We start from the raw sequence: 23,510 nt of genomic DNA on the forward strand, positions 1-23,510 counted from the left end.
CGTCGCTAGTCTGTCGGCATGACGACCGCGACCGCCGATCTCTACGACGAACGCGGCGAGGAGCTCGACTCCCTTGCCCTCCCGCTGCTCGACCTCGGCGGCCGAACGACTTTCGACGGCCCCGCCCGCACGATCCGCTGCCATCGCGACAACGCGCTCGTGAAGCGCGTGCTCGCGACGCCGGGCGGCGGGGCGGTGCTCGTCATCGACGGCGGCGGGTCGCTGGAGTCAGCTCTCGTTGGCGACGTGATCGCCGCGTCGGCGGTCGAGAACGGCTGGGCGGGCATCGTCGTGAACGGGGCGATCCGCGACCGGGTGGCGATCGCGTCGCTCGATCTCGGCGTCAAGGCGCTCGGCTCGAACCCCCGCAAGAGCGCGAAGGACGGCCTCGGCGAGCTCGACGTTCCGGTCACCATCGGCGGCGTCGTCTTCACGCCCGGGCGACACGTCTGGGCCGACGCCGACGGGGTGCTCGTCGAGCGCTGAGCGGCTAAGCAGTCCGCTCCAGCGAGAGCGCGTAGACGGTGGGGTCGCCGACGAGGTCCATGGTGACGCTCACACCCGGCTGCTCGATGGTCACGTCGAAGGCGATCGTGCTGTTGTCGCACGTCACCGGATCGCCCGATGACGCGCTGTCGATCGGGCCCGCGGTCACCGTGATCGTGCCGCCGCCGCGGCACGCGACCTGCGCCTGATACGTCCCGGCGGGGAGCGACGAGAACTCCGAGGTCTGGCGCGGGGACGTGTGCTCACTCAGCCACCCCGACAGCGTCCCCATGCCGGCGGTGTCCGACGACCGGGGCACCGCTGTCTTGGCCCAGTCCGCGATCTCATCGACCGGCAGGGGCAACTGCTGCTCGTCGGTGCGCGCGTCGGATGTCGGCGTGGGAGATGGCGTGGAACCGGCGGATGCCGGCGGCTCTGTCGCTTCGCCGTCTGCGACCGGACCGGTGCAACCGGTGAGGGTGAGCACGACGAACGCGACCGCGGCAAGCGGTGCCGACTGACGTTTCGTGAGCGAACGCATCCGGGAACTCTTCCATCGATACCGCGAACGGACAACCACCCTCGACGAAAGAAAGTACGGTCGAAGGAGAGAGCTTCGACGAACCGAGGGGACCGCATGTCCGACACCCGCAGCCGCATGCGCGGCGGACGCCGCCGTACCGACGACGGCCCCCGCGCCCGCCTCTCGCAGCTGCTCCCCTACCTGTTCGAGCACAAGGGCGTGCTCGTGGCCGTCGCGGTGCTCAGCATCGTCGAGGCGGTGGCCACCCTCGGACAGCCCCTCGTTGTGGGACAGGTCATCGAGCGCGTGCAGGCGGGCGACACCCTCGGCATCCTCGTCTGGGCGCTGGTGATCCTCGTCGTCGTCTCGTCGGCCATCGGAGCCTTCCAGCACTATCTGCTCCAGCGCACCGGCACGGCGGTCGTGTTCTCGAGCCGCCGCCGGCTCATCGCGCGCCTGCTCCGGCTGCCCATCTCCGAGTTCGACGCTCGGCGGACCGGCGACCTGGTCTCGCGGGTGGGAACCGACACGACCCTGCTCTACGCCGTGCTCACCCAGGGGCTCGCCGACTCGGTCGGCAATGCGCTCATCTTCGTCGGCGCCATCGTCGCGATGCTCTTCATCGACCCCCTTCTGCTGCTGCTCATCGTCATCGTGATCGGAGCCTCGGTCGCCGTCGTGGTGGGGCTCAGCACCCGCATCCGTCGCGCCACGCGCGAGCAGCAGGAGCGGGTCGGAGAGCTGGCGTCGGGCGTCGAGCGGGCGATCGGATCGATCCGCACCATTCGTGCCGCCGGAGCCACCGAACGCGAGGAGGCCGCCGTCACGGGAGCCGCGCGCCAGGCGTACGACGCGGGTGTGCGCGTCGCGAAGGCGTCCGCCCTGGTCGTTCCGGTCGCCGGCGTCGCGCTGCAGCTGTCGCTGCTCGTCGTGCTCGGCGTCGGCGGATACCGGGTGGCCTCGGGAGCCATCTCGATCGCGAGCCTCGTGACGTTCGTGATGTTCCTGTTCTTCCTCGTGCAGCCGCTGGCGTCGTTCCTCGGGGCGATCACCTCGGTCAACCAGGCGCTCGGCGCGCTCGGCCGCATCCAGGAGGTTCTCGACCTGCCCACGGAGGACTCGACGGATGCGGATGCCGCTGCCGGCGTCACCGTCTCGGGCGACAGCGACGTCGCGATCGAGTTCCGCGACGTCCACTTCCGTTACCCGGAGGCCGTCGTCGCGGCTCGGCGCTCGGCGTCGGACGAAGCCTTGCGAACCCTCGCGGACGCACGCGTCGACACCTCGGCGGTCGCTGCGGTCACGGCCGATGAGACGGGTTCACCGGAGAGCGGCGCGGACGCCGCCTCGTCTGCAGCGACAGTCGGAGCGGCCGCCGTCTCCGAGGGCGAGGTGCTCCGCGGCGTGAGCTTCCGCGTTCCCCGCGGTGCGCGCGTGGCCCTCGTCGGCCCTTCGGGGGCTGGCAAGTCGACGACCCTCGCCCTGATCGAGCGGTTCTACGACGTCACCGGCGGAGCGGTGCTCGTCGGGGGTGACGACATCCGGTCGCTCCCCCGCGCCGAGCTGCGCGCGCAACTCGGCTATGTCGAGCAGGACGCCCCCACGCTCGCGGGCACGATCGCCGACAACCTGCGGCTCGCATCCCCCGAGGCCACCGACGCCGACTGCGAGCGCGTGCTGCGCGCCGTCAACCTCGGCGATGTGCTCGAGCGCAGCGAGCTCGGTCTTCAGGCGCCCGTCGGCGAGGCAGGCGTCATGCTCTCGGGCGGCGAGCGTCAGCGCCTCGCGATCGCCCGTGCGCTGCTGGCTGCTCCCCCGATCCTGCTGCTGGACGAGTCCACGTCATCGCTCGACGGACTCAACGAGCAGCGGATGCGCGAGGCGATCGACGCCGTCGCGACGGGTCGCACCCTCGTGGTCATCGCGCACCGGCTCTCGACGGTCGTCGACAGCGACGTCATCGTGGTGCTCGACCACGGCCGGGTCGTCGGCCAGGGCACGCACTCCGAGCTCGTCGCCACGGTCCCGCTGTACCGCGACCTCGCGAAGCACCAGCTCCTGGTCTGACGCGGCCCGGGCCCGGGCCCGCGAGAACGCACCATCGCCGCGAACGCGCACCCTGTGCGGTGCGTTCTCGCGGCGACGGTGCGTTCTCGCGGCGGAGCGGTGTCAGGCGCGGTGGCCGAGGCGGTAGCGCAGGGCCTCGAGCTCGGCGCGCAGCGCCGCCGGCATCCGCTCGCCGAAGGTGTCGTAGAACTCCTCGGTGAGGTCGGCCTCACGCAGCCACGACTCCGTGTCGACCGCGAACAGCTCGTCGAGATCGCGCTGCGGCACCTCGATGCCGTCGAGGTTGAGGTCCGCCGTGTGCGGCAGCCGTCCGATCGGGCTGTCGACCGCGCCGACCTCGCCGTTCAGGCGCCGGACGATCCAGTCGATGACCCGCGAGTTGTCGCCGAACCCGGGCCAGAGGAAGCGCCCGTCGGCGCCCTTGCGGAACCAGTTCACCTGGAAGACGCGCGGAGCCCGGTCGAAGCGCAGCTTCTGCCCGACCTTGAGCCAATGCGCGAAGTAATCGCCCATGTTGTAGCCGCAGAACGGGAGCATGGCGAAGGGGTCGCGGCGCAGCTCGCCGAGCGTCCCCTCGGCCGCTGCCGTGCGCTCCGACGAGATGGTCGAGCCGATGAAGACCCCGTGGGTCCAGTCGGTCGCCTCGACGACGAGGGGGACGTTCGTCGCCCGGCGGCCGCCGAAGAGGATGGCGTCGAGCGGCACGCCCTCGGCGGCATCCCAATCCGACGCGATCTGCGGGCACTGAGCGGCGCTGACGGTGAAGCGAGAGTTGGGGTGCGCGGCCGGCCGGCCCGAGTCGGGCGTCCAGGGCTTGCCCTCCCAGTCGATGAGCTCGGCAGGCGCCTCGTCGGTGAGCCCCTCCCACCAGACGTCGCCGTCGGGACGCAGCGCCACGTTCGTAAAGATCGTGTTGCCCCACAGCGTCTCGACCGCGGTGACGTTCGTCGATTCCCCGGTGCCCGGTGCGACGCCGAAGAAGCCCGCCTCGGGGTTGATCGCCCACAGCCGGCCGTCGGATCCCGGACGCAGCCACGCGATGTCGTCGCCAAGGGTCTCGACCCGCCATCCGGGGATCGTGGGGCGCAGCATCGCGAGGTTCGTCTTGCCGCAGGCCGAGGGGAACGCCGCGGCCACGTGGTACGCCTTGCCGGCCGGGTCGATGACCCGGATGAGCAGCATGTGCTCGGCGAGCCAGCCCTCGTCACGGCCGATCACCGACGCGATGCGCAGCGCGAAGCACTTCTTGGCCAGGATGGCGTTGCCGCCGTAGCCCGAGCCGAACGACCACACCTCGAGGGTGTCGGGGAAGTGCACGATGTACTTCTCGTCGTTGCACGGCCACGCGACATCCGCCTCACCGGGCGCCAGCGGCGCACCGACCGAGTGGACGGTCTTGACCCACGGCTTGCCGCCGGCGATCTCATCGAGCACCGCCGCACCGACGCGGGTCATGATGCCGATGGATGCCACCGCGTAGGCGCTGTCGGTGACCTGCACGCCGATGTGCGAGAGCGGGCCGCCGACCGCTCCCATCGAGAACGGCACGACGTACATGGTGCGCCCGCGCATCGACCCGGCGAACAGGGGCGTGATGGTCGCCCGGATGTCGTCGGGCGCGACCCAGTTGTTGGTCGGGCCGGCATCCTCCTCGCGCTCGGACGCGATGAAGGTGCGCGCCTCGGTGCGGGCGACGTCGCTCGGGTGCGAGCGGGCGAGGTACGAGCCGGGCCGCCACTCGGGGTTGAGCTTGATGAGCTTGCCCTCGTCGACCATCTCGCGCAGCAGCGCGTCGTTCTCGGACGCCGAGCCGTCGACCCAGTGCACGCGGTCGGGCTGCGTGAGCGCAGCGATCTCGTCGACCCAGGCGACGAGATCGGCGAGCGGACCGGATGCCGCCGAGGGGCGGGCCCCGAGGTCGGGCCGGGCGCGGCGTTGCGCGGCGGGTGCGGCAGCTGAGCCGGTGCTGGCAGGGCGGGTGAAGAGGTCGGCGATGGCCATGTCGGTCTCCTACGTCGGCGGCGAGATCGGTGATACCTGACGATTCCAACGCAGGAAGACCTTGTCTTGCGGGCCGCATTACCTTCAAGAAACACGATTCTTTCCCTATGATCAAGGAATGGCCGCATCCGGAATCGAACTCGCCACCCTCGGGCATCGCATCCGCCACCACCGCGTCGCCCGCGGGATGACGCTCGACGAGCTCGGTGCTCAGGTCGGCGTGGCCGGCAGCCAGCTGAGCCTGATCGAGAACGGTCGCCGCGAGCCGAAGCTGTCGCTGCTGCAGGCGATCGCCTCGGCGACCGGTACCGACGTCACCGACCTCCTCTCACCCGAACCGCCGAACCGGCGAGCCGCGCTCGAGCTGGAGCTCGAGCGCGCGCAAGCCAGTTCCGTCTTCCGGCGACTCGGCATCGCACCGGTGCGCGCGGGCAAGACGATGAGCGACGAGACGCTCGAGTCGATCCTCGGACTGCATCGCGAGCTGCAGCGCCGCGAGCGCGAGGCGATCGCGACCCCGGAGGAGGCGCGACGGGCGAACACCGAGCTGCGCCTGCGGATGCGCGAGGCCGCGAACTACCTGCCCGACATCGAGCGCCTCGCCGAGAAGCAGCTCAAGGCAGCCGGGCACACCTCGGGCGCGCTGACGCACCGCACCGTGAGCATCATGGCCGAGCAGCTGGGGTTCGAGCTGCTCTACGTCGCCGACCTTCCGCACTCGGCCCGCTCGGTCACCGACCTCGAGAACGGGCGCATCTACCTTCCCCCGGCCTCGATCCCGGGCGGTCACGGCCTGCGGTCGATGGCGCTGCAGGCGATGGCGCACCGCTTGCTCGGCCACACTCCCCCGAGCGACTACGCCGACTTCCTGCAGCAGCGCCTCGAGATCAACTACTACGCCGCGTGCTGCCTCATGCCCGAGACGGCCTCGGTCGCATTCCTGTCCCAGGCGAAGAAGGACCGCAACCTCGCGGTCGAGGACTTCCGCGACGCGTTCGGGGTGACGCACGAGGCAGCCGGGATGCGCATGACCAACCTCATGACCCGGCATCTCGGCATCCCGCTGCACTTCCTGCGCGTGGACGGCGCGGGCGCCATCACACGGGTCTACGAGAACGACGGCCTGCCGCTGCCGATGGACGTCACCGGCAGCGTCGAGGGTCAGGTCGTGTGCCGCAGGTTCTCGGCGCGGTCGGCGTTCGAGGAACAGAACCGCACGGTCGAGCACTACCAGTACACCGACACCCCGGGCGGCACCTTCTGGTGCTCGAGCCAGACCGGGACCACGGCCGAGGGCGAGTTCTCGATCACCGTCGGGGTGCCGTTCGACGACGCCCGGTGGTTCCGCGGACGCGAGACGCAGAAGCGGGCGACATCCACGTGCCCCGACGAGTCATGCTGCCGCCGTCCCGACCCCGACCTGACGTCGCGTTGGGAGGGCAAAGCGTGGCCGAGCGCCCGCGTGCACATGCAGATGTTCTCGCCGTTGCCGCGCGGCAACTTTCCCGGCGTCGACGACGGCGAGGTCTACGCCTTCCTCGACCGCCACGCCGGGGGCTGACTCGCCGGCAGCGCTCGAGGTCCCACTTCGGCCGGAAATGACGCCGAGATACCCGGCCGAAGTGGGACCTCGGTGGAGCCTTGCGCGAGCTCAGTCGGCGAGGAAGCGCGAGACCCGGGCGAGTGAGGCCTCGATGGCGGATGCTGCGACCGCCGGGTCTGCGACGAGCATGGGGCCGGGTGGCAGATGGTGCCGCCCGGCGGCGACGGAGTGGCGCCAGGTGCCGATGACCCGTCCGCCGGAGACCAGGATCGGCGCGACCTGACCGTTCAGGGTCGGCCCGATCCGAGCCGCGAGGTCGGGAGCGCAGACGGTCGTCCGGTCGGCATACGACAGGTAGTACTCGTCGAAGGCGGGGAGGGCGACGACGTCCCCGCTGCCCAGGTCGGGGCTCGGGCCGGAAACGGATGCCGGCTCAGCGGGCTCAGCGGCGGCCGGTGCCGCGAACAGTCCGGCCTCGATCTCGACGACCCGATCACCCGCCGCCTCGGCCGCGCGTCGCGACAGCCCGATCGGCAGCCCCGCCCACCAGCGGAAGTCCTCGACGCGCGCCGGCCCATGCGAGCGGATGTAGCCGGTGAACATCTCGGCCAGCGGATCGTCGGGCACCCGCGCCGACGGCAGGTCGTCGACCGCGACGAGGAACTGGTCACGACTCGGGCCGCCCTCGCGCGGCACCACGGGGCCGAACGCGAGCACGCCGCGGACGGCGAGCGCCGAGAGGATGTGGTTGCCGCGGGAGCGCTCGGTCTCGATGCCGGCGCCGCGCAGGAGGTCGGCGAACTCGTCACGCGTGAGCCGGTTCACACCGCGCAGCGCGTGTCGGGCCGCGCGCTCGGCCGTCGCCAGCACCGCCTCGTCGATCGCGAGCCCGCGCAGGATGCCGGCCGCCGCGCGCTGCTGCCGGTGGGCGGTCACCGCGAGCATCCCGGCGAGGTCGACCGAGCGCACGATGTGCAGGGTGCCGCGCTGGGTCCACGAGCGCACGAGCGTGCCGTTCTCGAACGCGGCATCCACCGCCCGGAGCACAGGCTCACCGGCGGTACGGACGGCGAGCGCCCATCGCCCCGACCAGAACTCCTGCGCCTGCACCGCGAGCATGTGGGCTGCGGTCTCGCCGAGTGACGACGCGGGTTCGCTCAGCAGGTGCGAGCGCAGCCGCTGCGCCGCGGTCGGCCCCGCTGCCCCGCAGCATCCTCCCCCACCGCCGTCGTCTCGCACGCCGCCGATCCTGCCCGACCCCGCCCCCGCGGGTCCACCCCCTGCGAGGTCCCACTTGGGCCGGGTTTGAGCCGCGCTTACCCGGCCCAAGTGGGACCTCGCGGGGTTCGGGCCCGCCCGGTGGCGGCGTAACACGACGACCCGCGCGCGCCGCGGCATCCGGACCGGGTGAGAATGGATGCAGCCGCCGGTGACAGCACGCCGATGCGCGGCATCCGCACCCGGAGGTTCCCCGATGTCCCGCTCTCTTGTCCGTGCCGCCTCGATCGGCGTCGCCGCGCTCGCGATCGTCCTCGCCGGGTGCTCCTCCTCGCCCGCGCCCGCCGCCTCGGGCGACGCCGCTTCCGGCCCCGCCGCCGAGGACTACGTCACCCCGGGCAAGCTCACCTTCGCCACGGGCGAGACGGCCTACGAGCCCTACTTCGTCGACGACGACCCCGAGTCGGGCGAGGGCTTCGAGGCCGCCGTCGCCTACGCCGTCGCCGACAAGCTCGGGTTCGCCCCGGAGGACGTCGTGTGGGTGAGGACGAGCTTCGAGGCTGCGATCGCGCCGGGTCCGAAGAGCTTCGACATCAACGTCCAGCAGTACACGATCACCGACGAGCGCAAGCAGGGCGTCGACTTCTCCTCGCCCTACTACTCCGCGAGCCAGTCGATCGTCGCGATCTCCGGTGGCGCGGCCGACGGCGTCTCCGACATCGCGGGCCTGACCGACCTGACGATCGGCGCGATGGCCAACTCGACGAGCGCGCAGACCCTCGCAGAGGTCGCGCCCGACGCCGAGGCCCGCCTCTACAACTCGAACGAGGATGCCGTCGCCGCGCTCGGCGCGGGACAGATCGACGCGATCGTGCTCGACACCCCCACCGCCTACCTCGCGGTCAACTTCTACATCGAGAACTCGTTCTTCGTCGGCGAGCTGCCGAAGGCCGGGATCGAGGACGAGTGGGGTCTGCTGCTCGCGAAGGACTCCCCGCTCACCCCGGCCGTGACGGCCGCCGTCGACGAACTGCGCGAGGACGGGACGCTTGCCGAGCTCGAGCAGACGTGGCTGTCGGGGCTCACGGAGGGCGTGACGCTCCTCCAGTGAGGGCGCGCTAGCGTCTATCCGTGACCACCTCCGTCCCGAGCGCGCTCGAACTCGAGCGCCGAGCGTATCGGCGCGGCCGCGAGCGCCGGTCGGTGCTGATCGCCGTCGCTTCGACACTGGCCTTCGCCGCCGTCGTCTGGGTGACCGTGATCAACACGGAGGGCTGGGCGACCGTCCAGCGGAGCTTCTTCGATCCCGCCGTCGCGCTCCAAGCGCTCCCCGAGGTGTGGCAGGGCTTCCTCGTCAATCTGCAGGTGCTCGCGATCTCGGTCTTCACGGTCGCCGCCGTGGCGCTGGTCCTGGCGCTGCTGCGCACCCTGCGCGGACCGGTGTTCTTCCCGCTCCGCCTCATCGCTGCGGCCTACACCGACCTCTTCCGCGGCCTGCCCTTCGTCATCGTGCTGTATCTGATCGGATTCGGGCTGCCGACCATCCTGAACACCCGCATCGACCCGGTGCTTCTGGGAGTCCTCGCCATCACCCTGACCTACTCCGCCTATGTCGCGGAGGTCGTGCGGGCCGGCATCGAGTCGGTGCATCCGTCGCAGCGTCTCGCCGCCCGCGCGCTCGGGCTCAGCTATCCGCAGACCCTCGTGCGGGTCGTGCTGCCGCAGGCGCTGCGCAAGATGACCCCGCCGCTGATGAACGACTTCATCTCGATGCAGAAGGATGTCGGGCTGATCTCGATCCTCGCGGCGTTCGACGCGATCGCCGAGGCCCGGGGCGTGGTCGCGACGACCTACAACTTCACCCCCTACGTCGTGGCGGGCGTGCTGTTCGTGCTGCTCGCGATCCCGACGATCCGGCTGACGGACTGGTACACCGCGAGGCTCCGCCGCCGCGAGCAGACGGGATCGATCCTGTGACGCAGAACGGATCCGGCACCACGCCCGACACCGAGACCGGCAGTGTCACCGACGTGCTGCACGCCAGCGGCATCCGCAAGTCGTTCGGCGACCGAGAGGTGCTGCGCGGCGTCGACGTGTCGCTCGCCCGGAACGAGGTCGTCGCCCTCATCGGCGCGAGCGGCTCGGGCAAGTCGACGCTGCTGCGATGCCTCGGCCTGCTCGAGCCGATCGACGACGGGCAGATCCTGCTCGCCGGTGAGGACATCTCCGACCCCCGGGTCGACGCGAACGCGGTGCGCGCGCGGCTGGGCGCGGTGTTCCAGAGCTACAACCTCTTCCCCCATCTGTCGGTGCTCGACAACGTGACCCTCGCCTCGCGCGTCGTGCACCGCGTGCCGCGGCGCGAGGCCGAGGCGCGTGCGCGTGAGCTGCTCGCGCGCATCGGGCTGGCCGACAAGGCCGGTGAGCACCCCGACCGGCTCTCGGGCGGACAGCAGCAGCGGGCGGCGATCATCCGTGCGATCGCGACGGATCCCGAGGTGCTGCTGCTCGACGAGATCACCTCGGCGCTCGACCCCGAGCTCGTCGGTGAGGTGCTCGAGCTCGTCCGCGACCTCGCGTTGGCGGGCTCGACGATCCTCATGGCGACGCACGAGATGGCGTTCGCGCGGGATGTCGCCGACCGGGTCGTCTTCCTCGATCAGGGAGTCATCGTCGAGGAGGGCGCACCGTCGGAGGTGTTCGGCGCTCCTCGCGAGCCCCGCACCCGGGCTTTCCTGTCCCGCTTCCTCTGAGCCCCCGTCGACTCGCCAGAGAACGCGGATCCGGATGCACCGGCATCCGCAGTCCTTGGCGAGTCGACGGCGGAAGAGCAGGCTCAGGCGGTCGCGCGCTCGGCGGCCTCGACGACGTTGGTCATCAGCAGGGCGACGGTCATCGGGCCGACGCCGCCCGGGTTGGGCGAGAGGAAGCCGGCGACCTCGGCGACATCCGGTGCGATGTCTCCGTAGACCTTCGACTTACCGGTCTCGGGGTCGTTCTCGCGGGTGACCCCCACGTCGAGGACGGCGGCGCCGGGCTTGACGTCGGCGGCGGTGACGAGGTGCTTCACACCCGCGGCGCCCACGATCACGTCGGCCTCGCGCAGGTGCGCGCCCAGGTCGGCGGTTCCGGTGTGGGTCAGGGTCACCGTCGCGTTGATCTCGCGGCGGGTCAGCAGCAGGCCGATGGACCGGCCGATCGTCACGCCGCGCCCGACGACGACGACGTTCTTGCCGGCGAGGTCGTAGCCGTTGCGCTGCAGCAGCTCGATGACGGCGCGCGGTGTGCACGGCAGCGGGGTCGTGATGGGGTCGTTGACGTTCAGCACGAGACGGCCGAGGTTGACGGGGTGCAGGCCGTCGGCATCCTTCGCGGGATCGATGCGCTCGAGGATGCGGTCGGTGTCGAGGTGCTTCGGCAGCGGCAGCTGCACGATGTAGCCGTGGCACATCGGGTCGGTGTTGAGGCGGTCGATGACCTCTTCGACCTCGGCCTGCGTCGACTCGGCGGGAAGCTCGATCTGGATCGAGTTCATGCCGATCGCCTCGGACTCGCGGTGCTTCATCCCGACGTACAGCTGGGATGCCGGGTCGGCCCCGACCAGCACCGTCGCGATGCCCGGGGTGATCCCACGGGCCTTCAGCGCGGCGACGCGATCGGCCAATTCGGCCTTGATGGCAGCGGCGGTGGCCCGTCCGTCGAGCTTCTGCGCGGTCATGTCGTTCTCCGTTCGAGGGGTCGCGGTCGCCCGGTCCCGGTCGCCGGTCCCGGTCGCCGAGAACATACCGTCCGGGCGAGAACGCACCGTTCGAGGTGCGTTCTCGGGGGGAGGGTGCGTTCTCGGCGACCGACCGACGACCGACTGACCGACGACCGACCGGCCGGGTTACTGCTGCAGCGAGGGGTAGAGGGGGAAGGCGTCGGCGAGGGTCGCGACACGGGCGCGCAGGGCCTCGAGGTCGGCTCCGGGCTGCAGCGCGAGCGCGATGATGTCGGCGACCTCGGTGAACTCGGCGTCGCCGAAGCCGCGCGTCGCGAGGGCGGGCGTGCCGATGCGCAGGCCCGAGGTCACCATCGGCGGGCGCGGGTCGTTGGGCACCGCGTTGCGGTTCACGGTGATGTGGATCTCGTGCAGCAGGTCTTCGGCCTGCTTGCCGTCGATCGCGGCGTCGCGCAGGTCGACGAGCACGAGGTGCACGTCGGTGCCGCCCGACCGCACGGCGATGCCCGCGTCGGCGACATCCTGCTGCGTCAGGCGCTCGGCGATGATCGCGGCGCCGCGCACGGTGCGCTCCTGGCGCTCCTTGAACTCGGGCGTCGCGGCGAGCTTGAAGGCCGTCGCCTTCGCCGCGATGACGTGCATGAGCGGACCGCCCTGCTGTCCGGGGAAGACGGCGGTGTTGATCTTCTTCGCCAGGTCGGCGTCGTTGGTGAGGATGATGCCCGAGCGCGGGCCGCCGATGGTCTTGTGCACCGTCGACGAGACGACGTGGGCGTGCGGCACCGGCGAGGGGTGCACGCCGGCGGCCACGAGACCGGCGAAGTGCGCCATGTCGACCCAGAGGTACGCGCCGACCTCGTCGGCGATCGCGCGGAACGCGGCGAAGTCGAGCTGACGGGGGTAGGCCGACCAGCCGGCGATGATGACCTTCGGCTTGTGCTCCAGGGCGAGGCGACGGACCTCGTCCATGTCGATCAGCGAGGTCTCGGGGTTCACGCCGTAGGCGACGATGTCGTACAGCCGACCCGAGAAGTTGATCTTCATGCCGTGCGTGAGGTGGCCGCCGTGGTCGAGCGAGAGGCCGAGGAGCGTGTCGCCGGGGCGGGCGATCGCGTGCAGGACGGCGGCGTTCGCCGTCGCGCCCGAGTGCGGCTGGACGTTGGCGAACTCGGCACCGAAGAGCGACTTGGCCCGCTCGATCGCGAGCTCCTCGGCGACGTCGACCTCTTCGCAGCCGCCGTAGTAGCGGCGACCCGGGTAGCCCTCGGCGTACTTGTTGGTGAGCACCGACCCCTGCGACTGCAGCACCGAGACGGGCACGAAGTTCTCGGACGCGATCATCTCGAGGTAGCCGCGCTGGCGGTCGAGCTCACGCTCGAGGACCTGCGCGATCTCGGGGTCGACCTCGGCGAGCGGGGCGTTGAAGTACGAATCGGTCATGACGATCTCCAGACGACGGCTTTCGGGACGGATTTCACGAGCAGAGAAGTTCCGCATCGGCCCAGGCGTGCGGTCGAATGCCGTGTCGGTCGCTCCCCGGTGGTGGCCCACCTCAACGCCAGTCGCGACGCGTCGAGCATAACGGATGCCGCGCTGGTACGCTGGCTCGGAAGTTTGTTAGGCACCCTTACAGATAGGGGCGCGATGACGTCGCTGCCGCTGGTCCCGTTGCCCTCCTCGGTCACGCCCGCGAAGGGGGTGACGTTCGCCCTGACTCATACCGTTTCCGTGACGGGAGACCCGGATGCCGCGGGGGTCCTGCACCGGCTCATCCTGACCCGGACCGGCCTCCACCTCACCGCATCCCCCGGTTCCGCGGAGCCCGGCATCGCAGAGCCCGGCACCGCAGAGCCCGGCACCGCGGAGCCCGGCCGCGCCGTCATCGACGTCACCGTCGACGGCGACGGCCCGCCCGAGTCGTACCGGCTGACCGTCGCGGACAACCGCGTCACCGTCCGCGGTGCCGACGCGGCCGGACTGTTCTACGGCGTGCAGACCCTGAGCCAGCTCATCACCGGCTCGCCCGAGGGTTGGGTGATCCCGGGCGTCGACATCGACGACGCCCCCCGCTTCGCGTACCGCGGCGTCATGCTCGATGTCGCGCGCCACTTCCACGACGTCGCGACGGTCACCGCCTACCTCGAGCGGGCGGCGAGCCTGAAGTTCAACGTCCTGCACCTGCACCTCAGCGATGACCAGGGATGGCGGCTCGCGCTGACCCGCCGGCCGGAGCTCACCGCCCGCGCGGCGGCGAGCGCGGTGGGCGGCGGGGCCGGCGGCTTCTTCACGTCCGACGACTATCGCGCGATCATCGCTCACGCCGCGGCGAACCACATGACCGTCGTGCCCGAGTTCGACATGCCCGGCCACACCCACGCCGTCGGCCTGGCCTACCCCGAGGTCGCCGCGCCACCGGCGCTGGACGGGTGGGACGCCGCGGGCGGCCCGACTCCCGTCGCCGGCGAGACGTATACGGGAATGGGCGTCGGCTTCTCGTCGCTGCGCATCGGCGCCCCGGAGACCGATGCCTTCGTCGACGACATCCTGACGGAGCTGGCGGAGCTGACCCCCGGCCCCTACCTCCACTTCGGAGGTGACGAGGCGCACGGCACCCCCGCGGCAGACTTCGCGGCCTTCGTCGCCCGCACCTCGCGAGTCATCGCCGACCTCGGCAAGACGCCGATCGCCTGGCACGAGGCCGGCGTCGCCGCGGATCTCGCGCCCGGAACGATCGGCCAGTACTGGGGCCTCGTCTCGCCGACCGACGGCGCGGACGAACGTGCGCGGGCCTTCGTCGCGGGCGGCGGCCGCGTCATCCTCTCCCCCGCCGACGCCGTGTACCTCGACATGAAGCCGGCTGCCGATTCTCCTCTCGGGCTGACCTGGGCGAACGGTCCGACCAGCCTCGAACGCGCCTACTCCTGGGAGCCGTGCGAGATCGTTCCCGGCATCTCGGAGGACGACATCCTCGGCGTCGAGGCGCCGCTGTGGACCGAGACCGTCCGCGACCTCGACGACATCGATGCGCTCGCCTTCCCCCGCGTCGCGGCGGCCGCCGAAGCCGCCTGGTCGGTTCCGGCGGGCACCGCGGCCGGCCGCACCTGGGAGTCCTTCCGCAAGCGGGTCGGCGGACTCGGACCACTGTGGACGACGCTCGGCATCCGCTTTCCCGCGTCGCCGGAGGTGTCATGGACGCTCTGAACCGCGTCATCCATTCGGTCCGGCTCGTCGACGACGGTCGCGAGATCGCCGATTCCTGGCTCGTCGTGCGGGACGGCCGGGTCGCCGCGCGCGGCACCGGGCCAGCGTGGCGGGATGCCGTAGCCGAGGAACCGGTCGACGAGGTTCTCGACGGCGCCGACGTCGCCGGCCCCGGCGCCACGCTCACCCCCGGCTTCATCGACATCCACGGCCACGGTGGCGGGGGCGCGGCGTACGACGACGGCGCCGAGGCGATCCGCGTGGCCCGAGAGCTGCATCGCGCGCACGGCACGACGCGGGCGGTCATCTCGCTCGTCACGGCATCCGTCGACGACCTCGCCCGCCGGGTCGCCGCCGTCGCCGATCTGGCGGAGACGGATGCCGCGGTGCTGGGCTCGCATCTCGAGGGGCCGTTCCTCGATCCCGGGCACCACGGCGCACACGACCCCGAGCTGCTCGTCCGCCCCGCCGCCGACGCCGTGGCCCGGCTGCTCGAGGCCGGTCGCGGCACCGTCCGACAGGTCACGCTCGCCCCCGAGCTGCCGGGCGCTCTCACCGCGATCGAGCGCATCGTCGCGGCGGGTGCGGCCGTCGCCGTCGGGCACACCGACGCCGATGCCGAGACCGCGCGGCGGGCCTTCGACGCCGGCGCGACGATCCTCACGCACGCCTTCAACGCCATGCCGGGCCTCCACCACCGCGAGCCCGGTCCGATCGGCGCGGCCACCGCCGACCCGCGGGTGACGCTGGAAGTCATCGCCGACGGCGTGCACCTGGCCCCGGAAGTGGTGCGGATCGCCTTCGCCGCCGCCCCCGGGCGGATCGCGCTCGTGACCGACGCGATGGCGGCCGCCGGATCGGCCGACGGAGACTACGTGCTCGGGGCGCTCGCGGTGCGCGTCGAGCACGCCGTGGCGCGGCTCGCCGACGGCACGATCGCCGGCTCCACCCTGACCCAGGATGCCGCGCTGCGGACGGCCGTCGCCGCGGGCGTGGCGCTCCCGGTGGCCGTGACGGCGCTGACGTCCACGCCGGCGCGCGCGATCGGACGTCCCGACCTCGGCACGCTCGAGATCGGCAGCCCAGCCGATGCGGTCCTCCTCGATGCCGACCTGCGCGTCCGTCGCGTCTGGACCGGGCGCGCGTGACCCGTTCGCCCGAGGTCGCTCCCGGGTCGGCGACGTGAGGCCGGCGCCTAGAATCGGAGGCATGTCCGAACTGCCGAACGTCCGTCCCGCCACCCCCGAGGCGCCGCAGCAGGCGGCCGGCACGCGACGCGCTCTCTCGGCGATCGAGCTCCTCGCCTTCGCCTGCCAGCTCTTCGCCTTCGCGACCTTCGCGATCTGGGGCTTCGCGGCATGGGACTTCCCTCTCAACCTGGTCTTCGGCATCGGCGCCCCCGTCGTCGCGATCCTCCTATGGGCTCTGTTCGTCTCGCCCCGCGCCGTGCTCATGGTGCACCCGTTCGTGCGCGCTCTCGTCGAGCTGTTCGTCTACGCCTCGGCGACCATCGCGTGGTGGAGCATGGACCAGGCCTGGATCGGCCTGGTGTTCGGAGTCATCGCGGTGACCTGCGGCGTGATCGCCGGGCGCCGGCGCCTGTCATGACCGCTCCCGACGTCGTCGCGCGGCTCGTGGCCGAACTCGGCGACCGCGTCGACGTCTCGGATGCCGGTCGGGCCGCCGCTCGGGCGGACAAGTCGGGCCAGGCGGCATCCGGATCGGCCCTCGCCGTCGTCCACGCCCGCACCGTCGAGGACGTCCAGGCGACGATGCGCATCGCCTCCGCCACCGGCACCCCCGTCGTACCGCGTGGCGCCGGCACCGGTCTGGCGGGCGGAGCGAACACGGGCGCCGGTGAGATCGGGCTGTCGCTGCGTTCGATGGACCGCATTCTCGAGGTCCGCCCCGACGACCTCATCGCCGTCGTCGAGCCCGGCATCCTCAACGGGCAGCTGAACGCGGCACTCGCGCAGCACGGGCTCTGGTGGGCACCCGATCCCGCGAGCCGCGACATCTCCACCGTCGGCGGCAACATCGCCACCGGCGCGGGCGGCCTGCTCTGCGCGAAGTACGGAGTGGTGCGAGATGCGGTCCTCGGCCTCGACCTCGTGCTGGCCGACGGCCGCCTCATGAGTCTCGGACACCGCACCGTGAAGGGCGTGACGGGCCTCGACCTGACCTCGCTCGTCATCGGCTCGGAGGGCATTCTGGGCGTCGTCGTCGCCGCGACGCTGAAGCTCCGCCGCCTCGTCCCCGGCGAGGCGCGCACGATCGCCGCGACGTTCACGGACGTCCGCTCCGCCGCGGTCGCGGCATCGGCGGTCACGGCAGCCGGGATCCAGCCGGCGATCATGGAGCTGATGGACGCGACATCCCTCGCCGCCTCGCACCGCCTCCTCGGGCTTTCCGCCCCCACGCCCGGCGCCTCGCAGCTGACGGTTCAGACCGACGGCCCGGGCGCGACGGCCGAGGCGGAGGCTGTCGTCGCGGTGCTCGCCGCGTCCGGCGGCACGGTGCGCCTCGCCGCCGACGACGCCGAGGCTCAGCAGCTGTGGACGGTGCGGCGGTCGATGCATCCCGCGATGGAGACGCTGGGAACCGCGCTCATCGAGGATGTCTCGGTGCCGCGGAGCGCGCTGCCCGCGATGTTCGACGAGATCGCCCGCATCGAGGAGCGCTTTGGTCTGACGATCCCGACCGTCTGCCACGCCGGCGACGGCAACCTGCACCCGAACTTCATCTTCGACGGCGACGAGGTCCCGGAGGTCATCTGGGAGGCGGCGGAGGACCTCTTCCGGTCGGCTCTGCGCCTGGGCGGCACCCTCACCGGCGAGCACGGCGTCGGCGTCCTGAAGCGACGCTGGCTCGCCGACGAGCTCGGCGACGACCAGTGGGAGCTGCAGCGACGCATCGCGCGGGTCTTCGACCCCGCCGGCATCCTGAACCCGGGAAAGGTGTTCGCGTCGTGACGGGGCCCGCCCCCGCCCGCGAGGTCCACGTCAGCGCGGCGGTCGTGACCGACGGCAACGCGCGCACGCTCCTCGTCCGCAAGCGCGGCACCGAGCGGTTCATGGCTCCCGGCGGCAAGCCCGAGCCGGGCGAGTCGGCCGGCTCCGCCCTCGTGCGCGAGCTGCACGAGGAGCTGGGCGTCGTCGTCGCCGAGCACGACCTGACCTATCTCGGGCGGTTCGAGTCGGATGCCGCGAACGAGCCGGGCTTCCGCGTGATCGCCGAGGCGTTCGCGGTCACGCTCGATCCCGCGTCGGTCAGCGCCGCCGCCGAGATCGCCGAGGCGCGCTGGCTCACGGCCTCCGAGGCCGCGACGCTGCCGCTCGCCCCGCTCAGCACCGAGCATCTGCTCCCGCTCGCCTGGGCCTGAACGGCGGCCCCCAGCGCTCCTACCGGCACATCGCGGGGCACGAGCTCGACCCGCTCGTCCAGACGCAGCGACCGCAGGAACGGCGACGCGCCGGCGGATGCGGCGAGCGCGGTCCGCACCGGGACGAGGAGCCGGTCGCCGAGCGCGGACACGCCCCCGCCCAGGACGACCGCGTCGACATCGGTCGTGAGCACCAGCAGCCGGACCGCCGCCTCGACGCCGCGCACCACGTCGGCGCGGATGCCGGCGGCCCGCTCGTCCCCCGCATCCGCGGCGTCGAAGACCGCGAGCATGGGCAGCGGCGCGGAACCGCCCCATCGCTCGGCGACCGCTCCGCCGCCCGAGAACGCCTCGATGCATCCGCGCTGTCCGCAGCGGCAGCGCGGACCGTTCGGATCGATGGGGATGTGCCCGATCTCACCGGCCGCGCCGCGCCCGCCGCGCCGGGGCCCCGTCTCGTCGACGATGCCCGCGGCGACGCCGGTTCCGAGGTTGAGGTAGGCGAGCGATCCGCCCGCGGGACGAAGCGCCTGCGCCCCGACCGCCGCGTACCGCACGTCGTTGTCGATCGCCGGCCGGACGCCGATCCGCGCCGCCACGGCTCCCGCGAGGTCGTACCGGTCGACCCCGAGGTTCAGGGCATGCTCGACGACACCGCTGCCGGGCCGGATCTGCCCGGGCACGCCCACGCCGACGGCGACCTCCGGCGCCGCCCCCGCGAGGTCGGTGACGACCGCCGCGATACCGTCGGCGACGGCATCCCCGCCCCATCCTGTCGGCCGACGACGGCGGGCGATCTCGCCGCCGTCATCGTCGACGGACACGGCGAGGATCTTCGTGCCGCCCACGTCGACACCGATGCGCAGCGTCATCCCTTCACGGCCCCCGACACGAGCCCGCCCGACATCCGCCCCTGCACGATGAGGAAGAAGATCACGACGGGGATCGAGATGAGAGTGGATGCCGCCATCACCGCGCCCCAGTTCGTCGCGGCCGTCGCCGACTGGAACGACAGCAGCCACGGCGGGAGGGTCAGGTTGTAGCCCTTCATGAGCAGCAGCGCCATCGTGAACTCGTTCCACGACTGGATGAAGGCGAAGATGCCGGTCGCGACGAGTCCGGGCGCGAGCAGGGGGAACGTCACCTTCCAGAACGCCTGGGTGCGAGTGCAGCCGTCGATCATGGCCGCCTCTTCGAGATCGGCCGGAACGCCCGCGACGAATCCGCGCAGCGTCCAGATCGTGAAGGGGATGACGGCGGCGACGTAGACGATTCCGAGGCCGATGAGGGTGTTCATCAGACGCCAGTCGTCGATCATGCCGTAGATCGTGAACATCATCGCCTCGCCGGGGATCATCTGCACGATGAGCACCGCGACGATGAACGAGCGCCGCCCGCGGAAGCGGATGCGGGCGACGGCGATCGAGGCGAGGAAGGCCAGCACCAGCGTGATGACGAGCACGCCCACGGTCACGAGGGTCGACGAGAGCAGCCCGTGCACGAAGTCGGTCTGCCCCGGGGCCGCCTCGCGCGTCCACGCCGTGGCGTAGTTGCCGAGCGTGAAGTCGAAGGGGAGGAAGCTCGGTGTGCGGCTGATGATGCTCTCGCCGCGCGTGAACGACATGTTCAGCATCCAGTACACCGGGAACACCGAGCACACGAAGACCACGAGTGCGGCGAGGTTGAGCCCTGCTCGCGAGAGGATGCGGCGACGCGGCGGTCGTCGGACGGCGAGCGAACGCGGCCGGGGACGCTTCGCCCGGCCCACCTCGCCGACGACCTCGTCGACCCCGATCGTGCCGAGCTGGGTCGCGGGGGTGACCTGGGTGCTCACAGCTCCTCCTCCTTGAGCGTGGTGCGGATGTATCCCCACGAGAGGGCGAGGAGCAGCACGACCATGAGCACGCCGATCGCGCTCGTGACGCCGAACTCCCCCGGTCCCTGCCGGAAGATGTAGGTGCCGAGCACGTTGGTCTCGGAGATGAGGCCGCCGCGCTGCTGCAGCGCGTAGACCTGCGTGAAGATGCGGAGGTTCCAGATGACCTGCAGCACGACGACGACGGTGACGACGTTGCGCAGGTACGGGAACACCACGAGGCGGAACCGCTGCCACCCGACCGCGCCGTCGAGGGATGCCGCCTCGAGCACCTCGGCGGGCACCTGGCCGAGCGCGGCGTACAGGGTGAAAGCGGCGAAGGGCACCCCCTGCCACACGACGATGATGGTCAGGACGAAGAAGAACGACCACGGGTTCGCCAGCCACGAGTGGTTGGTCCAGTCGGTGGATCCCGTCATGGTGTTGAGGGCCCAGTTGACGATGCCGTACTGCGAGTCGAAGATCCACCCCCAGACGGTGGTCGCCGCGAGCGGCGGCATCGCCCAGGCGAGCAGGAGACCGAGCGAGACGAGGATGCGCCAGCCGCGCCGGAGGCGCGTCATGAGCACTGCGACCAGGGCGCCGAGCCCGACGATCAGCACGGTCATCGCGACCATCAGCCCGAGGCTGCGGACGAGGACGGCCGGGAAGTCGGACTGCGTGAAGACCTCGAGGTAGTTCTCGAACCCGATGAAGTCGGGAAGCGTGCCCTGCACCTTGTTGCGGATGGCGTAGTCCGTGAACGACTGCACGAGCATCAGCACGGCGGGATACCCGACCATCACTCCGAGAATGATGAGCGAGGGGCCGAGGAGCGTCAGCGCGCCGACGTTGTCGCGACGGCGGCGAGCCCGCTCTCGCGGGGTCGGCGTGCGCGTGAGGACGTTAGTCATCGTCCTGCCCTCTCTGCGATCGTCGTGGGACGCGGAGCCCGGCCCCGCGCCCCACGACGCTCGACTACTTGTTGAGGATCGCTTCGATCTGGCCGTCGAGCTCGGTCGCGATCGCCGTGACGTCGCCGCCCTGCGCGATCTTCACGAGGGCGTCCTTGATGACACCCGACGACTCGACCTCGGACCAGTTCGGGCTCGCCGGCACGGCCTTCGATGATGCGACGGCCTTCGCGGCCTCGGCCGTGATCTCGTCGTCGGGCAGGAACTCGGCGAACGAGGTCAGGGCGGGGATGAGCCCGTTCTCGGCGAGGATCTTCTGGTAGCCCTCCGAGAGGATGATCTTCAGCGCGGCCTCGGCCTTGTCGGGCGCGTCCGACTTCGCCGCGATCGCGATGTTCGAGCCGCCCGCGAAGACGGGAGCGACCTCGCCGGCGGTCATGCCCGGGAGGGCGAACGCCTTCAGGTCGGCGCCGGCGGTCTCGGGGCAGCCCGGGGCCTTCGCGTCGTCGGCGGGCGCGAGGATCGACCACTTCACCCACGCCGGAGCCGAGAGGAAGCCGATCTCACCGGCGCAGAACGGAACCTGCGGGTCGGTCTCGTCGGCGTCGGCCGGCGCGATCGTCGCGTTCTGGTAGACGTCCTGGAGCATCGTCAGACCGGCGATGCCGCCCGAGCTGGAGAATCCGCCCTTCCAGGTGTCGCCGTCCTGCGTCGCGATCTCGCCGCCGTTCGCCCAGACGTACGGCAACGCGTTGTACCAGTCCTTGCCGGGGGCGTAGATGCCCGACTTCGTGGCGGTCGTCGCGGCGATGCCGTCGGCGACGTACTCCTCGAGCGTCGTGGGCACCTCGCCGCTGTAGGACGAGGGCGAGTAGAAGACGATGCGCGACCCCGCGTAATAGGGAGCGGCGTACAGGCTGCCGTCTGCCGACCCGAGCTCGACGAAGCTCTGCAGCAGCTCGTCGCCGCCCAGGTCCGCCTCGAGATCGGAGATGTCGAGGAACAGCCCCTGGTCGATGAAGCCGGGCGACTGCGTGTTACCGACCTCGACGAGGTCGGGCGCGTCGTTCGACGACAGCGCGGCCACATAGTTGTCCGCGGTGTCTGCCCAGGTCTTCTCCTCGATCGTGAGCGTCCAGCCCTCGTTCTCGGCTTCGAAGGTCTTCTTGAGGTAGTCGCGCGCATCCTGCGGCGTGTCGGTGCCGACCAGCCACACGGTCAGGTCTCCGGTCTCGGCGCTCTGTCCCGCGTCGCCGCTCGCGCAACCGGCGAGCAGCAGGGCGGAGACACCGAGGAGCGACAGTGCTCCGAGGCTCTTCTTCATGGTGATTCCTTCTTCTCTGGTGTCGACGAGTCGGATGGGCTCGTCCGGGTGTGGAGCGGGTGGTGCAGGTGGGGCTATGGAGCTGTGGAGCGAGGTCAGGAGACGCCGAGGCGCCCTGACAGGACCATGACGGCAGCACCGCGCAGGACGATGTCCTGTCCCTGCTCCGTCATCCGCACCTGCAGCTCGTCGTGGAACGTGGCGAGCGTGCGGGTGCGCACCGTCTCGGCCGCGGCGCTCGCGAGCGCCCCGTCGAGAAGTTCCGCGGGGCCGGAGAGCACGACCTCCGACAGGTCGAGAGCGCCGACGATCGGCGCGAGGGCGATTCCCAGGCGCTCACCGGCGTCGCGCAGGAGTCCTTCGCGGTCGTCCGCGTCGCCGGCATCGATGCGGGCGGAGAGCGAGGGAACCGAGATCCAGGCCTCGAGGCATCCCACTTTGCCGCAGACGCAGTCGGGGCCGCCGTCGGTGCCCACCGTGACGTGTCCGATCTCACCGGCCGCCGAGCGCGCGCCGCGCAGCGGGTCGCCACCCGTGAGCAGGCCCGCACCGACACCGCGGCCGACCTTCACGAGGATGATGTCGTCGCCGGCACCGCCGAACGTGTGCTCCGCCAGCACCGCGGCGTTGGCGTCGTTCGCGACCAGTACCGGCACGCCGACCGCCTCGCTCAGGATGCCGGTGAGGTCGACCTCCTCCCAGCCGAGGCCCGGCGCCGCCAGCACGACCCCCGCGGCGTCGACGACACCCGGGGTGCCGACGCCGACGCCGAGCACGGGAGCGTGCGCGTCGCGCACCAGCGTGCGCGCCAGTTCCACGACCGCCGGCAGGATCGCGGCGCGGTCGCGGGGCACGACGACCTCGTGACGGGCCACGATCTCGCCGTCGAGGGTCATCACGGCCCCCGTGAAGTGGTCATTGCCCGAGAGATCGAGGCCGACGATGCGGTGCCCGTCGCGGGCGAGATCGACGAGGATGGCGGGCTTGCCCGGGCCCGCGGCCTCGCGCGTGCCCTGCTCGGCGACGAAGCCGTCGCCGATGAGCTCTGCGACGAGGTCCGAGATCGTGACGCGGGTCAAGCCGGTCTCACGCGCGAGGTCGGCGCGGCTCATCGCTCCCCCGTGGAAGAGCCGCTCGAGCACGAGTGCGCGATTGTGCGCCCGAGCGTGCTCGGGCAGGATCTTCGCGCCCGGGCGCCGAGTGCGCGTCGTGCGCCGCGGGGCCTCGGTCTCGGTGTTCGTCATGTTTGTTAGTAGACCTTACGAATGGGTCGCG

The 23,510-nt window shown here is 71.4% G+C and carries 20 protein-coding genes, 1 pseudogene and 1 riboswitch; of the genes and pseudogenes, 11 read left to right on the forward strand and 10 right to left on the reverse strand.

What is annotated here, in order from left to right; genetic code table 11:
• Window positions 1-18: 18 nt before the first annotated feature.
• A complete protein-coding gene (rraA, locus tag C1N74_RS12540; RefSeq protein ID WP_137750638.1) occupies window positions 19-486 on the forward strand; it encodes a ribonuclease E activity regulator RraA in 468 nt (155 codons plus the stop codon).
• 4 nt (window positions 487-490) lie between these two features.
• On the opposite strand, the gene C1N74_RS12545 is transcribed toward rraA, so the two are convergent.
• Window positions 491-1,027: a hypothetical protein gene (locus tag C1N74_RS12545; protein WP_137750639.1), complete on the reverse strand. Its 537-nt coding sequence runs from the start codon at window positions 1,025-1,027 to the stop codon at window positions 491-493.
• Between the two features lie 96 nt (window positions 1,028-1,123).
• Here C1N74_RS12545 and C1N74_RS12550 point away from each other — a divergent pair, with 96 nt between their 5' ends.
• Window positions 1,124-3,076, forward strand: a complete 1,953-nt coding sequence (locus tag C1N74_RS12550) for an ABC transporter ATP-binding protein (protein ID WP_137750640.1) — start codon at window positions 1,124-1,126, stop codon at window positions 3,074-3,076.
• Between the two features lie 102 nt (window positions 3,077-3,178).
• On the opposite strand, the gene C1N74_RS12555 is transcribed toward C1N74_RS12550, so the two are convergent.
• Window positions 3,179-5,077, reverse strand: coding sequence for a phosphoenolpyruvate carboxykinase (GTP) (locus C1N74_RS12555; protein WP_137750641.1), 1,899 nt, complete (start codon window positions 5,075-5,077; stop codon window positions 3,179-3,181).
• Between the two features lie 118 nt (window positions 5,078-5,195).
• Between C1N74_RS12555 and C1N74_RS12560 the strand changes: the two genes are divergently transcribed.
• Entirely contained in the window at window positions 5,196-6,638 is a 1,443-nt protein-coding gene (locus C1N74_RS12560; RefSeq protein WP_023955603.1) for an XRE family transcriptional regulator, read from the forward strand.
• A gap of 90 nt (window positions 6,639-6,728) precedes the next feature.
• Here C1N74_RS12560 and C1N74_RS12565 read toward each other — a convergent pair whose 3' ends face one another.
• Window positions 6,729-7,859, reverse strand: a complete 1,131-nt coding sequence (locus C1N74_RS12565; protein WP_181405532.1) for a winged helix DNA-binding domain-containing protein — start codon at window positions 7,857-7,859, stop codon at window positions 6,729-6,731.
• 235 nt (window positions 7,860-8,094) lie between these two features.
• On the opposite strand from C1N74_RS12565, the gene C1N74_RS12570 reads away from it, so the two are divergent.
• Genes C1N74_RS12570 through C1N74_RS12580 form a run of 3 tightly spaced genes read left to right on the forward strand, consistent with a single transcriptional unit; the run spans window position 8,095 to window position 10,591 of the window.
• Window positions 8,095-8,949 carry an ABC transporter substrate-binding protein gene (locus tag C1N74_RS12570; protein WP_023955607.1) on the forward strand — a complete coding sequence of 285 codons (855 nt, stop codon included), beginning with the start codon at window positions 8,095-8,097 and terminating at the stop codon, window positions 8,947-8,949.
• A gap of 20 nt (window positions 8,950-8,969) precedes the next feature.
• Entirely contained in the window at window positions 8,970-9,815 is an 846-nt protein-coding gene (locus C1N74_RS12575; protein WP_023955608.1) for an amino acid ABC transporter permease, read from the forward strand.
• Window positions 9,812-10,591 carry an amino acid ABC transporter ATP-binding protein gene (locus C1N74_RS12580; RefSeq protein WP_137750643.1) on the forward strand — a complete coding sequence of 260 codons (780 nt, stop codon included), beginning with the start codon at window positions 9,812-9,814 and terminating at the stop codon, window positions 10,589-10,591. Before C1N74_RS12575 ends, C1N74_RS12580 begins: the two co-directional genes overlap by 4 nt.
• An 83-nt stretch (window positions 10,592-10,674) precedes the next feature.
• Here the strand turns inward: C1N74_RS12580 and C1N74_RS12585 are convergent, their stop codons facing one another.
• Entirely contained in the window at window positions 10,675-11,556 is an 882-nt protein-coding gene (locus tag C1N74_RS12585; protein WP_137750644.1) for a bifunctional methylenetetrahydrofolate dehydrogenase/methenyltetrahydrofolate cyclohydrolase, read from the reverse strand.
• Window positions 11,557-11,724: 168 nt separating this feature from the next.
• Complete coding sequence (gene glyA, locus C1N74_RS12590) at window positions 11,725-12,999, reverse strand: serine hydroxymethyltransferase (protein ID WP_088380563.1); 1,275 nt, start codon at window positions 12,997-12,999, stop codon at window positions 11,725-11,727.
• Window positions 13,000-13,051: 52 nt separating this feature from the next.
• Window positions 13,052-13,135, reverse strand: a riboswitch (ZMP/ZTP riboswitch).
• 68 nt (window positions 13,136-13,203) lie between these two features.
• Here glyA and C1N74_RS12595 point away from each other — a divergent pair.
• The 5 genes from C1N74_RS12595 to C1N74_RS16675 all read left to right on the forward strand — a co-directional run bounded on the left by C1N74_RS12595 (window position 13,204) and on the right by C1N74_RS16675 (window position 18,142).
• Entirely contained in the window at window positions 13,204-14,760 is a 1,557-nt protein-coding gene (locus tag C1N74_RS12595) for a family 20 glycosylhydrolase (RefSeq protein WP_137750645.1), read from the forward strand.
• Entirely contained in the window at window positions 14,748-15,908 is a 1,161-nt protein-coding gene (gene nagA, locus C1N74_RS12600; protein ID WP_137750646.1) for an N-acetylglucosamine-6-phosphate deacetylase, read from the forward strand. The genes C1N74_RS12595 and nagA overlap by 13 nt, the downstream gene beginning before the upstream one ends.
• A 61-nt stretch (window positions 15,909-15,969) precedes the next feature.
• Window positions 15,970-16,368, forward strand: a complete 399-nt coding sequence (locus C1N74_RS12605; RefSeq protein WP_023955620.1) for a YrdB family protein — start codon at window positions 15,970-15,972, stop codon at window positions 16,366-16,368.
• Window positions 16,365-17,732: an FAD-binding oxidoreductase gene (locus C1N74_RS12610; RefSeq protein WP_023955622.1), complete on the forward strand. Its 1,368-nt coding sequence runs from the start codon at window positions 16,365-16,367 to the stop codon at window positions 17,730-17,732. The genes C1N74_RS12605 and C1N74_RS12610 overlap by 4 nt, the downstream gene beginning before the upstream one ends.
• Window positions 17,729-18,142, forward strand: coding sequence for an NUDIX domain-containing protein (locus tag C1N74_RS16675; RefSeq protein WP_162815276.1), 414 nt, complete (start codon window positions 17,729-17,731; stop codon window positions 18,140-18,142). The genes C1N74_RS12610 and C1N74_RS16675 overlap by 4 nt, the downstream gene beginning before the upstream one ends.
• A 116-nt stretch (window positions 18,143-18,258) precedes the next feature.
• Here C1N74_RS16675 and C1N74_RS12620 read toward each other — a convergent pair.
• The 5 genes and pseudogenes from C1N74_RS12620 to C1N74_RS12640 all read right to left on the reverse strand — a co-directional run.
• Window positions 18,259-19,014: pseudogene (locus C1N74_RS12620) on the reverse strand (ROK family protein); the annotation flags it as partial.
• Window positions 19,011-19,976 carry a carbohydrate ABC transporter permease gene (locus C1N74_RS12625; RefSeq protein WP_023955628.1) on the reverse strand — a complete coding sequence of 322 codons (966 nt, stop codon included), beginning with the start codon at window positions 19,974-19,976 and terminating at the stop codon, window positions 19,011-19,013. The gene C1N74_RS12625 and the pseudogene C1N74_RS12620, both read right to left, overlap by 4 nt.
• Window positions 19,973-20,911, reverse strand: a complete 939-nt coding sequence (locus C1N74_RS12630) for a carbohydrate ABC transporter permease (protein ID WP_137750647.1) — start codon at window positions 20,909-20,911, stop codon at window positions 19,973-19,975. Before C1N74_RS12630 ends, C1N74_RS12625 begins: the two co-directional genes overlap by 4 nt.
• Window positions 20,912-20,975: 64 nt before the next feature.
• Window positions 20,976-22,235, reverse strand: coding sequence for an extracellular solute-binding protein (locus C1N74_RS12635; RefSeq protein ID WP_064955728.1), 1,260 nt, complete (start codon window positions 22,233-22,235; stop codon window positions 20,976-20,978).
• Window positions 22,236-22,330: 95 nt separating this feature from the next.
• Window positions 22,331-23,479: an ROK family transcriptional regulator gene (locus tag C1N74_RS12640; RefSeq protein ID WP_071919188.1), complete on the reverse strand. Its 1,149-nt coding sequence runs from the start codon at window positions 23,477-23,479 to the stop codon at window positions 22,331-22,333.
• Between the last annotated feature and the right edge of the window lie 31 nt (window positions 23,480-23,510).

The organism is Microbacterium sp. SGAir0570, assembly GCF_005491085.2.
In the GTDB taxonomy this organism is placed as follows: domain Bacteria; phylum Actinomycetota; class Actinomycetes; order Actinomycetales; family Microbacteriaceae; genus Microbacterium; species Microbacterium arborescens.